The organism is Microbacterium oleivorans (genome assembly GCF_023715745.1).
Classification (GTDB): domain Bacteria; phylum Actinomycetota; class Actinomycetes; order Actinomycetales; family Microbacteriaceae; genus Microbacterium; species Microbacterium oleivorans_D.
The window spans coordinates 302091-315878 of record NZ_JAMBOV010000001.1; the positions used below are offsets into that span (position 1 = coordinate 302091).

Below are 13788 nucleotides of genomic sequence, written 5' to 3' on the forward strand. Positions count from 1 at the left end.
GCTGTCTAGAACATCGAGGACACGGCGGGTCGGCTGGAACAATGGTGTCGTGTCAGAGTCGAGGAGCGCCGCCCGGCGGCGGGTGCTCCGTCGGCGCCGCCAGCGTCGCGCACTGGTCCTGCTGGGCCTGGTCACCGCGGTGATCGCCGCGCTCGTCGTGATCCTCCCTCGCGCTCTCACGCCCGCCGACGCCGCGGCCGAGCCGGCATCCGCTCCGGTTCCGTCATCGCCCGCGCCCGCCGCGACACCCACGTCGACACCGCCGGTGCCCGAGGTGGAGACCCCGCTGTGCGAGACGGATGCCGTCGCCGCCGCGCTCGAGGATGGTTCCGACCGCGACGTGATCGCCGCGTTCGGGGGAGCCGAGCAGTTCCGCGCCGCGATCGCCGAGGGCGACGCTCCGTGCGTCGACCTGCACGAGGCAGGGCGCATCTGGGTGGTCGCCAACAAGCGGCATCCGCTGAACCCGGTCGACTACTGGCCGACCCCTCAGGCACGTCCGCAGGACACCCGGATCATCGCGGGGGGATGGCTGCTCGACCAGACGGCGGAAGCGCTGGACGAGCTCTCGGCCGATGTGAGGGACGCAGCGGGCAGCATCGGTGTGAGCAGCGGATTCCGCCCCTACGACTTCCAGGTCGACACCTACAACCGCTACGTCGCGATGCGCGGCAAGGCGGCGGCCGACCTCCGGAGCGCACGCCCCGGCCACAGCGAGCATCAGACAGGGCTCGCTGTGGACGTCGTGGCGTGCGACTCCGGGTGCGGCGACCACGACGGCTTCGGCGGCACGGCGCAATCGGACTGGATCGCCGCCAACGCCTGGCGCTACGGCTTCATCGTCCGGTACGAGGACGGACACACCGAGACGACGGGATACTCCGCCGAGCCGTGGCACCTGAGGTTCGTCGGGCGCGAGCTGGCGGGCGCCTATCACGACGGCGGTTTCCACACCCTCGAGGAGTTCTTCGGGCTCGAGCCCGCCCCCGACTACGGCTGACGCTCGCGCTCCACCGGCAGCCAGAGCTCGCACGTCGCCGTCGAGAAGTCGTCCGCCCGATCGAGCACCGACACGATCGACGGGCCGGGACGTAGCCGCCACGGGTTCGCGGGGAACCAGTCGGTCGCCGTCGAGGCCCACGTCGTCTGCAGCGCATCAGGGTAGGCGCCGCTGGTGCGGAACACGGCCCACGTCCCGGCAGGGACGTCGATGACGTCGAGGTCGTCGAAAGTCGGACTGTTCCCCGCGCGCGCCACGCCGTGCAGGTAGGTCAGCTCGCTTCCTTCGGTGTAGTCCGGGTCGACGTCCGCGCTCACCTGCAGCAGGCCTGCCGGCTCGGTGTCGCTCAACCCTTTCAGCCGTGCGTGCTCCGACACGGGGAGGGCCGCGATGTGCGCCTGGATGGCGGGGTTCGCGCCGCGATGCACGAGGTGCACGCGGGCGGCGTGGCCGACGAGGCGGAACGCGGGCCGGTCGATGATGCGGGTGTCCATGGGGATGCTCCCTTCTACGGTCAGGCGGAACCTGAGCTGCGGTTGTGTGCGGAGGGGGCCACCGTTGCGTCGCACCGCGGCGGGGGCGATGCCGTGCACCGCCTGGAACGCCCGAGAGAAGGCCTCTGTCGAGCCGTACCCGTGGCGCACCGCGATGGTCAGGAGTTCCTCGTCGCCGACGAGGTCGCCCGCGGCCACCGTCATGCGCCGTCGCCGGACGTACTCCGACAGCGGCATCCCCGCCAGCGACGAGAACATCCGTCGCAGGTGGTACTCGGTCGTGCCGTGCGCGCGGGCCACGGCGGCGACGTCGAGCTCTTCGCCGAGATGCGCCTCGATGTGTTCGACGAGACGGGTGAGTGCGGTGATCACGGTTCTCCCTCCGGCATCCACCCTCATCCTGTCGCCGATCCGGCGCCCGACTTCTCCGGACCGGAAAAGTCGGCTGACGCTCGGCGGAACTCAGTCGCACTCGCCCTGGCATCCGATCCCACGGCGCGCGTACAGTGGATCGTGGCGACGCCGCCCACGAGCGCAGCGTCGCGCCGACACGAAGGGGGTCCGCACATGGAGCGGAACATCTACGACGAGGACCACGAAGCATTCCGCGACGTCGTCAAGGAGTTCATCAAGCGCTACGTCACGAACGAGAAGCGCGAACAGTGGGATGCCGCCGGCGAGATCGATCGCGCGACGATGCGCGCCGCCGGTGACGCGGGTGTCATCGGGCTGAGCGTTCCCGAGGAGTTCGGCGGCGCGGGGATGCTGCAGGACTACCGCTTCCGCACGATCGTGAACGAGGAGGTCATCCGCGCCGGTGCCGGTTCGCTCGCCGGTGCCTTCGGCATCCAGGACGACCTCGCGGTGCCGTACCTCGTGCACATGGGCACTCAGGAGCAGAAGCAGAAGTGGCTGCCGCGAATGGCCACCGGTGAGATCATCGGTGCGCTCGCCATGACCGAGCCCGGCGCAGGGTCCGACCTTCGGGGCATCTCGACGACGGCGAAGAAGACCGACGGCGGCTACATCGTCAACGGCGCGAAGACCTTCATCTCATCGGGAGCGACGGCCGACATCTTCGTCGTGTTCGTGAAGACCGGGGAGGGGAACCGCCCCGACGCCTTCTCGCTCCTCCTGCTCGAAGCGGAGATGGCCGGCTTCGATCACGGCAAGAAGCTGCACAAGATGGGCTTCCACGGCCACGACACCGCCGAGCTCAGCTTCACCGACGTCTTCGTGCCCGACGAGAACCTCATCGGCGGCGAGGAGGGCAAGGGCTTCGTCCAGCTCATGCTGAACCTGCCGCTCGAGCGCCTGTCGATCGGTGTCGCCGGCGCGGCTGCCGCGCAGGCGGGCGTGGAGTGGACCATCGCCTACACGAAGGACCGCGAGGCCTTCGGCCAGCGGATCATCGACTTCCAGAACACGCGCTTCACGATGGCCGACCTCGTGACCACGGTCGACGCACTGTGGGCCTACGTCGACCGCGCGATCACGCTCTACGGCGAGAACAAGCTGTCCGCCGAGGATGCCGCGCAGGTGAAGTTCTGGGCCACCGAGCGCGAGTGGGAGGTGCTCGACGCATGCGTGCAGCTCCATGGCGGCTACGGCTACATCATGGAGTACCCGATCGCGCGCGCCTTCCTCGACGCCCGCGTGCACCGCATCTACGGGGGCACGAACGAGATCATGCGCGACATCGTGTCGCGCCGGATCGCCGGCAAGCGCTGACGCGAAGGCTGTCCCTACCCGCGCCTTAGGCGCGGTTAATGACCGCCGGGTGTGATCGGCGGATGCGCACTCGACACTTCCGCCTCACGCTCTCCCTCGCCCTCGTCTCCATCGGCGCCGTCGTCCTCGCGGGCTGCGTCGCCCCGTCCGCAGAGGATGACGGGGCGACCTCCGACACATCCGCTGCGTCGGCGTCGACGGTGAGCTTCTGGGACGCCACCGAGGTGCACGAGATCTCGGTCGACGTGGATCCCGACGTGCTCGCGGGACTGCTCGACACCTACGAGAGCACGGGCGAGAAGGAGTGGATCGAGGTCTCCGTCTCGATCGACGGCGAGGTCTACGAGGGTTCCGGTCTGAAACTCAAGGGCAACTCGTCGCTGCGGGGCATCTCGAGCGACGACGACCCCAGCACGATCCCGTGGGTCATCCGGCTCGACAAGTTCGTCGACGGTCAGGAGCACGAGGGCATCACGGAGTTCGTCGTCCGCGGCAACAGCTCGGAGACGTCGCTGAACGAAGCGGTCGCGCTGGATCTGCTGGACCTGACGGGCCTCGCCAGCGAGCAGGCCGCCGCCACACGGTTCACGATCGGCGGCTCCACGTCACTGCGACTGGTCATCGAGAATCCGAGCGACAGCTGGAACGAATCGACGGTCGGTGCCACGGCGCTCTACAAGGCGGAGTCCGGCGGAGACTACTCCTATCGAGGTGACGACCCGGACTCCTACACCGATGTCTTCGACCAGGAGGCGGGCGAGGATGACCTCACGCCCCTCATCGACTTCCTCGAGTTCATTAACGAATCGGATGACGCGACGTTCGCCGACGAGCTGTCGGAGCACCTCGACGTGGACGCCTTCGCGACGTACCTCGCCTTCCAGGACCTCGTGGACAACTTCGACGACATCGACGGTCCCGGGAACAACTCCTACCTCGCGTACGACGCCGACACCGGACTCATGACCGTCGTGAACTGGGATCTGAACCTCGCGTTCGGCGCGTCACCGAACGGCGGCGGCGCCGGTGGGCAGGTGGCCGGCGGCGGCGGGGGAGGCGCGTTGCCGGGCGACGGCGCGATGCCGGATCGCGACGGCGAGCCAGCGCCCGAGGACGGGCGCGGGCAGGGCGGCCCGGGCGGCTCGAACATCCTCGCGACGCGCTTCCTCGCAGACGACGATCTCCACGCCCTCTACGAGAGCGAGCTCGAACGGCTCAGCGAGGTGTTCTACGGCTCGGGTGAGGCGGAGGAGATCCTCCGGACCTGGGCGGACACCCTGATCGAGCAGGTCACCGATCTCGTGGACGCCGACACCATCACCGCCGAGGCAGAGGAGCTCTCGGCATCCTTCGACACCATCGCCGACGGCCAGGCATCGTCCTGACGAGGCGCGCCGGACTACTTGGCGACGAGGGTCGTCTCGAAGCTGTACAGGTCGGGGCGGTAGCAGTGGTGACCATACTCGAACGCACGGCCGGAATCGTCGAATGCCACCCGCTCCATGGTGAGGACGGGGCCGCCGGAGTCGATGTCGAGCAGTTCGCCCTCATCGCCTCGCGCGCTGCGCGCACCGATCTTCTGCTTCGCGACGCGGATGGTGACGCCGCGGGCGCGCAGGATCTCGTACAGCCCGTGCTCCTCGAGCTGTTCGCGGGTGATGTCCGCGAACTCGGGCGGCAGGTAGTTCTCCAGGACCGCGACGGGCACGCCGTCGGTGCTGCGCTGCCGACGGACGAAGAGGACCTCGTCGCCGGGGGTGAGGCCGAGGCTCTTCGCGACGATCTCGGAGGCGGGGACGACCTCATGACCGAGGACCCGGGTCGCGGGCACGTGCGAGGTGTTCTTCAGGTCCTCATACAGGCTCGTCAGCTCGACCGCACGGGTCACCTGGCCCTGGACGACCTGGGTGCCGATGCCCCGACGCCGCACGAGCAGGCCCTTGTCCACCAGCTCCTGGATCGCGCGACGGATCGTCGGACGTGACAGACCCAACCGCTGTCCGATCGCGATCTCGTTCTCGAGCCGCCCGCCCGGGGGGATGGCGCCCGAGTGGATCGCGGCCTCGAGTCGGCTGGAGACCTGGAAGTAGAGCGGGACGGGACCGGTCCGATCGAGATCGGCGAAGAGTTCGGCGGGCCAATAGGTGTCGGCATCGACCACAGCCCTCACGCTCCTTCTCATGGATGACGGGTCTCGCCGGTATTTGTACCGACAACATCACGTGCCAGGCTAACGGCTCGCAGAGCCTGTGCCGCGATTTGTCTATGTGATATTGTTAGGACATGTTTGCGACCCGAGACACCTCGGCCGAATGACCGTTCGCGCCGCTGCCCCCGACGTCCTCTCCATCGGACGACTCGGCGTCGACATCTACCCGCTGCAGACGGGTGTCGGGCTCGAGGAGGTCTCGACGTTCGGCAAGTTCCTCGGCGGGAGCGCGGCCAACGTCGCCGTCGCCGCGGCGCGGTACGGACACGACGTCGCCCTCGTGTCCCGCGTCGGTGACGACCCGTTCGGTCGCTACCTCCGCGCGGAACTCGACCGGCTGGACGTCGACCCGAGCCTCGTCACCGTCGACGGGACCTACAAGACGCCGATCACCCTGTGCGAGATCTTCCCGCCGGACGACTTCCCGCTGTACTTCTACCGCGAGCCGAAGGCCCCCGACCTGGAGGTGACGCCGGATCAGCTTCCCGATGCCGTGCTGACGGAGGCATCCATCTTCTGGTCCACCGTCACGGGCCTCAGCCAGGAGCCGAGCCGGTCCACGCAGCTCGACGCGCTGCGCCGCCGCGGGCGCGCGCGCCACACGATCCTCGACCTCGACTACCGGCCCATGTTCTGGCCCGACCCCGGCGAGGCGACGGCGCAGGTCGCCGCCGCGCTCGAGCACGTCACCATCGCGGTCGGCAACCGCGAGGAGTGCGAGGTGGCGGTCGGCGAGACCGAGCCGATGCGCGCCGCGGATGCGCTCCTCGAGCGCGGGATCGAGCTCGCCATCGTGAAGCAGGGCCCCGACGGGGTGCTCGCGAAGACCCGTGATGAGACCGTCGTGGCTCCGCCGCACCTCGTCGACGTCGTCAACGGGCTCGGGGCGGGGGACGCCTTCGGCGGAGCGCTCTGCCACGGTCTGCTGAGCGGATGGGACCTGGAGCGCATCCTGCGCTTCGCGAACGTGGCCGGCGCCATCGTCGCTTCGCGGCTGGAATGTTCGACGGCGATGCCGACGACCGCAGAGGTCGAGGCGATTCTGGACGCGGGGGGCGCGGCATGAGCGATCGGATCATCACCGAGGAGGCGTTCGCGCGACTGCGGGAGCTGCGCGCCTTCGACCCCGAGGCGATCCGCCACGCCGTCGCGAGCCGCACCCGTCGGCACCTCGATTCCGGCGACGGGCGGCTGTTCATCGTCGCCGCCGATCATCCCGCCCGCGGAGCTCTGGCTGTCGGAGCGGATGCCACGGCCATGGCCGACCGTCACGAACTGCTCGAGCGTCTCGCCATCGCACTCAGCCGGCCGGGTGTCGACGGCGTCCTCGGCACGCCCGACATCATCGACGACCTCGCGGCCCTCGGTCTGCTCGACGACAAGATCGTCGTCGGGTCGATGAATCGCGGCGGACTCCGCGGCGCGGACTTCGAGATGGACGACCGCTTCGGCGCGTACGACGTCCCCTCGATGGTCGCGGCCAATCTCGACTTCGCGAAGGCTCTCGTCCGCATCAACCTCGCCGATCCGGCGACCGCGGCGACCCTCGAGGCGACGGCGCGGGCGGTCACCGCGGCGGCGGGCGCCGGCATCCCGATCATGCTCGAGCCCTTCATGAGCTCGTGGAGCGACAGTCGGATCGTGAACGATCTCTCGACGGACGCCGTCATCCTCTCCGTCGCGATCGCCTCGGGTCTCGGCGGATCGAGCGCATACACGTGGATGAAGCTCCCCGTCGTGCCCGAGATGGAACGCGTCATGGCGGCCACGACGCTTCCGACGCTGCTTCTCGGCGGCGACTCCGGCGACGATCCCGACGAGACCTTCGCCTCGTGGCAGGACGCGCTCGCCCTCCCCGGTGTCCGCGGCCTCACGGTCGGTCGCACCCTCCTCTATCCGCCGGACGGCGACACCGCTGCGGCGGTCGACATCGCCGCCGGACTCGTCCACTCCTCCCTCCTCACGAAGGACCCGTCATGAGCACTCCCTCCACCCAGACCCGCGTCATCGGCCACTGGATCGGCGGCGCGCACCGCGCGTCGACGAGTGGTCGGACCGCTCCCGTCTACAACCCGGCGACGGGGGCGGTGCAGGCCGAGGTCGCTCTGGCCGACCAGGCCGAGATCGACGAGGCGATCGCCGCCGCGGAAGACGGTTTCCGGGTCTGGTCGGGGTTCTCGATCGCGAAGCGACAGGGTGTGTTGTTCGCGTTCCGTGAGCTGCTGAACTCGCGGAAGACCGAACTGGCGGAGCTCATCACGAGCGAGCACGGCAAGGTCGTTTCGGATGCGATGGGGGAGATCCTGCGCGGTCAGGAGGTCGTCGAGCTGGCGACCGGGTTCCCGCATCTGATCAAGGGTGCGTACTCGGAGAATGCGTCGACCGGTGTCGATGTGTTCTCCATCAAGCAGCCTCTCGGCGTGGTGGGGGTCATCTCCCCGTTCAACTTCCCGGTGATGGTGCCCTTGTGGTTCGCGCCGATCGCGATCGCCGCGGGTAACGCGGTGGTGCTGAAGCCGAGTGAGAAGGACCCGTCGGCCGCGTTGTGGCTGGCCGAGTTGTGGGCGGAGGCGGGCCTGCCGGCGGGGGTGTTCACGGTGTTGCAGGGCGACAAGCTCGCCGTGGACGGGTTGCTGCACTCCCCGGTGGTGCAGTCGATCTCGTTCGTCGGGTCCACTCCGATCGCTCAGTACATCTACGAGACCGCCTCCCGGAACGGGAAGCGGGTGCAGGCCCTCGGTGGGGCGAAGAACCACATGCTCGTCCTCCCCGACGCCGACCTCGACCTCGTCGCCGACCAGGCCGTCAACGCCGGGTTCGGGGCGGCGGGGGAGCGGTGCATGGCCATCAGCGTGGTCCTGGCGGTCGAGCCGGTCGCGGATGAGCTGATCGCGAAGGTCACCGAGCGCATCGCGAAGCTGCGCATCGGCAACGGCGCAGGTCAGGACGGCGTCGAGCCCGACATGGGACCGCTGATCACCGACGTCCACCGAGACAAGGTGGCCTCCTACGTCGACATCGCCGAGGCCGACGGGGCGACGGTCGTCGTCGACGGCCGCGGCTTCACGGTCGCCGGCCACGAGGACGGGTTCTTCTTCGGCCCCACCCTCCTGGACCACGTCCCGACCACGTCGAAGGCGTACACGGAGGAGATCTTCGGACCCGTGCTGTCCGTCGTCCGCGTCGCCAGCTACGACGAGGGCCTCGCCCTCATCAACTCGGGCGAGTTCGGCAACGGCACCGCCATCTTCACGAACGACGGCGGCGCCGCGCGCCGGTTCCAGACCGAGGTGCAGGTCGGGATGATCGGGATCAACGTCCCCATCCCCGTCCCCGTTGCGTACCACTCGTTCGGCGGGTGGAAGAAGTCGCTGTTCGGCGACGCGAAAGCGTACGGTGTCCACGGGTTCGACTTCTTCACCCGCGAGAAGGCGATCACCAGCCGCTGGCTCGACCCCGCCACACGCGCCTCCGGCGAACACGGCGGCATCAACCTCGGCTTCCCTCAGAACACCTGATCGCACGCCGCCGGGCGGCGGTCCTCCGAGAGCACGAAGATGAGCATCGAGAACACCTGGTTCCACCGCCGCGGCGACCTCGCCGCGGACGGCTGGGAGAGCGTCGTCGGCCGTGACACCCCCGGCTGGCAGCACACGGGCATCCGCGTCGCGGACCTCGCGCAGGCCGACGTCGTCGAGCTGACCGAGACCGACGTCGAGCGCATCATCGTGCCGCTGGCGGGCTCGTTCCAGGTCGACCACGCCGAGGGGGGCGATCGCGAGCGGACGACGCTGCGGGGCCGGCGGTCGGTCTTCGACGGCCCGACGGACGTGCTCTACCTGCCGGTCGGTCGCACGGCGACCCTCACGGGCCTCGGCCGCGTGGCCGTCGCGGAGGCCCCGGCATCCGTCCGTCACCCCTGGCGCCACATCGCCGCCGCGGAGACGCCGGTCGAGCTCCGCGGAGCAGGATCGTCGAGCCGTCAGGTGCACAACTTCGGGACGCCGCAGGCCCTGGATGCCGACCGCCTGATCGTCTGCGAGGTCATCACGCCCGCTGACAACTGGTCGTCGTACCCGCCGCACAAGCACGACGAGCACGTCCCGGGACACGAGTCGCGCCTCGAGGAGATCTACTACTTCGAGTCCGCGCCGGTGGCAGGGTCCACGGCATCCCCCGACGGGGCGTTCGGCATGTTCAGCACCTACTCGTCGCCCGCCGGTGAGATCGACATCACCGCGATGGTGCGCACGGGAGACATCGCCCTCGTGCCCTACGGGTACCACGGGCCCGCCGTCGCCGCGCCCGGGTACGACCTCTACTACCTGAACGTCATGGCCGGGCCCGACCCCGACCGGGCATGGCTCATCAGCGACGACCCCGCCCACGCGTGGGTCCGTGACACCTGGGCGGATCAGGGCACCGATCCGCGACTCCCGTACCCGACCGAGGAAGGCCGATTCTGATGGCAGAGACGAAGCGGATGACGGTCAGCCAGGCGCTCATCGAGTTCCTGGCCCATCAGTGGACCGTCGACGGCGACGTGCGTGAGCGCACGATCCCCGGTGTCTTCGGCATCTTCGGGCACGGCAACGTCGCCGGCATCGGTCAGGCGCTCACGCAGCTGAACGTGCACGACCCCGACCTCATGCCGTATCACCAGGCCCGCAACGAGCAGGCGATGGTGCACCAGGCCGTCGGCTACGCGCGGATGCACCGCCGTCGTGGCACGTATGCGGCCGCGGCGTCCGTCGGTCCCGGCGCGGCCAACATGCTCACGGGAGCAGCGCTCGCGACGACGAACCGCCTTCCCGCCCTGCTCCTGCCGAGCGATACGTTCGCGACGCGCGTCGCCGACCCCGTGTTGCAGCAGCTCGAGCAGCCGTGGGACATCGGACTCACCGTCAACGACGCGTTCCGCCCGCTCTCGAAATTCTTCGATCGCGTGCAGCGCCCGGAGCAGCTCTACTCCATCGCCCTCGCGGCGATGCGCGTGCTCACCGACCCGGCCGAGACCGGCGCCGTCACGATCGCCCTCCCCGAGGACGTGCAGGCCGAGGCGCTCGACGTCCCGATCGAGTTCCTGCAGGACCGCGAGTGGCACATCCGCCGTCCGCTGCCGGAGCGCGGGCCGCTCGAGCGCGCGGTCGCCGCGATCCGTTCGGCGAAGCGGCCCTTCATCGTCGCCGGTGGCGGGGTCATCTACTCCGAGGCCGAGGAGCAGCTCCGTGCGTTCGTGGAGGCCACCGGCATCCCCGTCGGCACGACGCAGGCGGGCGGCGGATCCCTCGCCTGGGACCACCCGCAGTACCTCGGCGGCGTCGGGGCGACCGGGTCGCTCGCGGCCAACCGTCTCGCAGCCGAGGCCGACGTCGTCATCGGGATCGGCACCCGGTACAGCGACTTCACGACGGCGTCGCGGACCGCGTTCCAGAACCCGGACGTCGTCTTCGTCAACATCAACGTCGCCGCCTTCGACGCCTACAAGCACGGCTCCGAGCTGCCGGTGATCGCCGATGCGCGCGAGGCGCTCGTCGCGCTGAGCCGGGAGCTCGAGGGTTTCCGCGTCGCGGCCGACCACGCCGAGCAGATCGCCCGGCAGAAGGCGGAGTGGGACGAGATCGTCGACCGCGCCTTCGCCCCGTCGGGCGCGGACCGACCGGGCCAGCCCGAGATCATCCACGCCGTGCACGCCGCCACCGACCCGCGTGACGTCATCGTGCAGGCGGCGGGATCGCTCCCGGGCGACCTCCACAAGCTGTGGCGCGTGCGCGACCCGCTCGGGTACCACGTCGAGTACGCCTTCTCGTGCATGGGCTACGAGATCGCCGGCGGCCTCGGCGCCAAGCGCGGTCTCGAGGCCGTCGGCGACGACCGCGACGTCATCGTGATGGTCGGCGACGGGTCGTACCTCATGCTCAACAGCGAGCTCGTCACCGCGGTCGCCGAGGGCATCAAGATCATCGTCGTGCTGATCCAGAACCACGGCTTCGCCTCGATCGGCCACCTCTCCGAGACGGTCGGCTCGCAGCGCTTCGGCACGCAGTACCGCGCCTACGACCCCGCTGCGAAGAACTTCCAGGGCGGCGACGTCCTCCCCGTCGACCTCGCCATGAACGCCCGCAGCTACGGTCTCGACGTCGTCGAGATCGCGGAGGGACCGGATGCCGCGGCTGACCTGACCGCTGCGGTCGCCGCCGCGAAGGCCTCCGATCGGTCGACGTTCATCCACATCAACAGCGATCCCCTCGTCTACGCCCCCGACAATGCCGGGTGGTGGGACGTGCCCGTCCCGGAGGTGTCGACCATCGAATCCACGCAGCAGGCCCGCGACGCCTACCTCGGCGAACGCGCCGCCCAGCGTCCGCTCCTGGGCGGTGGCGCCCGATGAGGGCGACGGTCGCCGGCGCGCCCGTCAGCTTCGGTGTGTTCGAGCTGACCCCGGAGGGCGCCGAGACGATCTCGCCCGACGCGATGATGGAGGTCCTCGCCGAGACGGACTACGCCGGGATCGACCTCGGGCCGCTCGGCTTCCTCGGTCAGGACGCGGCGCTGCGCGCCCGGCTCGAGCGCTTCGGCCTGGGCCTCGCCGGCGGCTGGGTGCAGCTGCCGTTCTCGGATGACGAGGCGTTCGCGGCGGCTCTTCCCGACCTGCGCGCCGCGCTCCGTCAGTTCTCGGTCGGCGCTGACGCGGGCACAGGCCCGTTGCCGCTGCCGACGCTCGCAGACGACGGGTCGTCGCTCCGCCGCGGTGCTCCCGGTCGCGGCGCCGAGGTCGACGCTCTCGACGCGGATGCCTGGGGCCGCCTGACCGACAACGTCGCCCGTGCCGCGCGCATCGTGCGGGACGCGGGTTTCGAGCCGACGTTCCACCACCACGCGGGGACCTTCGTCGAGTCCCCCGACGAGATCGACCGCTTCCTCGCCGACACCGACGTCGACCTCACCCTCGACACCGGGCACCTGTTCATCGCCGGTGGTGACCCGCTCGCCGCCGTCGAGCGCTGGGGCGACCGCATCAACCACCTGCACCTCAAGGACGTCGACCTCGCCGCCCTGCGGCGAGTGCTGGCGGCCGGCGGCGGGATGCCGGAGGTCTGGTCGGGTGGATCCTTCGTCGCCTTCGGCCAGGGCGACATCGACCTCGGCGCCGTGATGTCCGCCCTCGATGCTCGCGGCTACGAGGGGTGGGTCGTCGTCGAGCAGGATGTCCTCAACGGACCCGACGTCGCGCTCGACGCCTTCGTCACGGCCCGCTCCGCCGACCAGATCACGAACCGCGACGCGCTGCGCGCGTGGGTGTGACCCTTCTCCCTCTCTTGACGAACAGGAACGACATGACCGCCACCCCCGTCCGCTTCGGACTCTTCGGCTCCGGACGCATCGGCCAGGTGCATGCCGCGAGCATCGCGGCATCCCCCGACGCCGAACTCGCGTGGATCGCCGACCCGTTCGTCGACGGCGCCGAGCGCCTCGCTGCGCAGTACGGCGGGAAGACGACGACCGACCCCGCCGAGGTGTTCGCCTCGGGCGAGGTCGACGCCGTGCTCGTCGCCTCGCCGACGCCCACGCACGTCGACCTGATCCACGCCGCGGTGGAGGCCGGCATCCCGGTCCTGTGCGAGAAGCCGATCGACCTCGACATCGACCGCGTCGAGGCGCTGCGCCCCGTCGTCGCCGCTGCCGGTGTGCCCGTCGCGCTCGGCTTCAACCGCCGCTTCGACCCCGGCTTCCACACCGCCCGGGCCCGGGTCGCGGCGGGCGAGATCGGCCGTCTCGAGCAGCTGACGATCATCAGCCGCGACCCCGCCGCCCCGCCGGCGGAGTACGTCGCCGTCTCGGGTGGGATCTTCCGCGACATGACGATCCACGACTTCGACATGGCACGCTACTTCCTGCCCGACATCGTCGCGGTGACCGCGTTCGGCACGACCACGTTCGACGAGGGTGCGCGCCGGCACGGCGACTTCGACACGACCACGGCGATCCTCAAGTCGGCGTCCGGGGCGCTCGTCACGATCATCAACTCGCGGCACAGCACGACCGGCTACGACCAGCGCATCGAGGCGTACGGCAGCGACGGCGACCTGACCGTCGCCAACCAGGGCACGAGCCTCGTCAGTCTGTCGAACGCGAACGGTGTCGCGGCCGGTGCGCCGTTCGAGGCATCCATGGTCACCCGCTACACCCCCTCGTACCGCGCTGAGCTCGCGGAGTTCATCGCTCTCGTCCGTGGTGAGCAGTCCGCGAGCCCGACCTTCGACGACGGTCGCGCGGCACTGCTGCTCGCGAACGCGGCGCAGCGTTCGGCGACCGAGGGCGTGACGGTCGGGGTCGACCTCTCCTGACCCGCG

At 69.9% G+C, this 13788-nt stretch carries 12 protein-coding genes; 10 read left to right on the plus strand and 2 right to left on the minus strand.

Translation table 11 applies throughout. From position 1 onward, the window contains the following. Positions 1 to 49: 49 nt before the first annotated feature. Complete coding sequence (locus M3190_RS01515) at positions 50 to 1000, plus strand: M15 family metallopeptidase (RefSeq protein WP_240741267.1); 951 nt, start codon at positions 50 to 52, stop codon at positions 998 to 1000. Here the strand turns inward: M3190_RS01515 and M3190_RS01520 are convergent. Continuing rightward, positions 991 to 1866: an AraC family transcriptional regulator gene (locus M3190_RS01520; protein WP_251577612.1), complete on the minus strand. Its 876-nt coding sequence runs from the start codon at positions 1864 to 1866 to the stop codon at positions 991 to 993. The two genes, M3190_RS01515 and M3190_RS01520, sit on opposite strands and share 10 nt — an antisense overlap. Before the next feature lie 195 nt (positions 1867 to 2061). Between M3190_RS01520 and M3190_RS01525 the strand changes: the two genes are divergently transcribed. Continuing rightward, on the plus strand, positions 2062 to 3225 hold the full coding sequence (locus tag M3190_RS01525) for an acyl-CoA dehydrogenase family protein (RefSeq protein WP_251577614.1): 1164 nt from the start codon (positions 2062 to 2064) through the stop codon (positions 3223 to 3225). A 62-nt stretch (positions 3226 to 3287) separates the two neighbouring features. Continuing rightward, the gene (locus M3190_RS01530) at positions 3288 to 4610 is read left to right on the plus strand and encodes a CotH kinase family protein (RefSeq protein WP_251577616.1); all 1323 of its coding nucleotides are present in this window, start codon (positions 3288 to 3290) and stop codon (positions 4608 to 4610) included. Between the two features lie 14 nt (positions 4611 to 4624). Here M3190_RS01530 and M3190_RS01535 read toward each other — a convergent pair whose 3' ends face one another. Continuing rightward, complete coding sequence (locus M3190_RS01535; RefSeq protein WP_251578971.1) at positions 4625 to 5386, minus strand: GntR family transcriptional regulator; 762 nt, start codon at positions 5384 to 5386, stop codon at positions 4625 to 4627. Positions 5387 to 5537: 151 nt separating this feature from the next. Here M3190_RS01535 and iolC point away from each other — a divergent pair, with 151 nt between their 5' ends. The 7 genes from iolC to iolG are packed head-to-tail and all read left to right on the plus strand — an operon-like array spanning position 5538 to position 13782. Further along, a complete protein-coding gene (gene iolC / locus M3190_RS01540; RefSeq protein WP_251577618.1) occupies positions 5538 to 6500 on the plus strand; it encodes a 5-dehydro-2-deoxygluconokinase in 963 nt (320 codons plus the stop codon). Further along, positions 6497 to 7414, plus strand: coding sequence for a Cgl0159 family (beta/alpha)8-fold protein (locus M3190_RS01545; RefSeq protein WP_251577620.1), 918 nt, complete (start codon positions 6497 to 6499; stop codon positions 7412 to 7414). Before iolC ends, M3190_RS01545 begins: the two co-directional genes overlap by 4 nt. Then, complete coding sequence (locus M3190_RS01550; RefSeq protein ID WP_251577622.1) at positions 7411 to 8952, plus strand: CoA-acylating methylmalonate-semialdehyde dehydrogenase; 1542 nt, start codon at positions 7411 to 7413, stop codon at positions 8950 to 8952. Before M3190_RS01545 ends, M3190_RS01550 begins: the two co-directional genes overlap by 4 nt. Before the next feature lie 39 nt (positions 8953 to 8991). Beyond that, on the plus strand, positions 8992 to 9900 hold the full coding sequence (gene iolB / locus M3190_RS01555) for a 5-deoxy-glucuronate isomerase (RefSeq protein WP_251577624.1): 909 nt from the start codon (positions 8992 to 8994) through the stop codon (positions 9898 to 9900). After that, positions 9900 to 11825 (plus strand): 3D-(3,5/4)-trihydroxycyclohexane-1,2-dione acylhydrolase (decyclizing), encoded by a 1926-nt coding sequence (gene iolD / locus M3190_RS01560; protein WP_251577626.1) that lies wholly within the window; start codon positions 9900 to 9902, stop codon positions 11823 to 11825. Before iolB ends, iolD begins: the two co-directional genes overlap by 1 nt. Beyond that, positions 11822 to 12739, plus strand: a complete 918-nt coding sequence (locus tag M3190_RS01565; protein WP_251577628.1) for a sugar phosphate isomerase/epimerase family protein — start codon at positions 11822 to 11824, stop codon at positions 12737 to 12739. Before iolD ends, M3190_RS01565 begins: the two co-directional genes overlap by 4 nt. A gap of 32 nt (positions 12740 to 12771) precedes the next feature. Further along, positions 12772 to 13782 carry an inositol 2-dehydrogenase gene (iolG, locus tag M3190_RS01570; RefSeq protein WP_251577630.1) on the plus strand — a complete coding sequence of 337 codons (1011 nt, stop codon included), beginning with the start codon at positions 12772 to 12774 and terminating at the stop codon, positions 13780 to 13782. Positions 13783 to 13788: the final 6 nt, after the last annotated feature.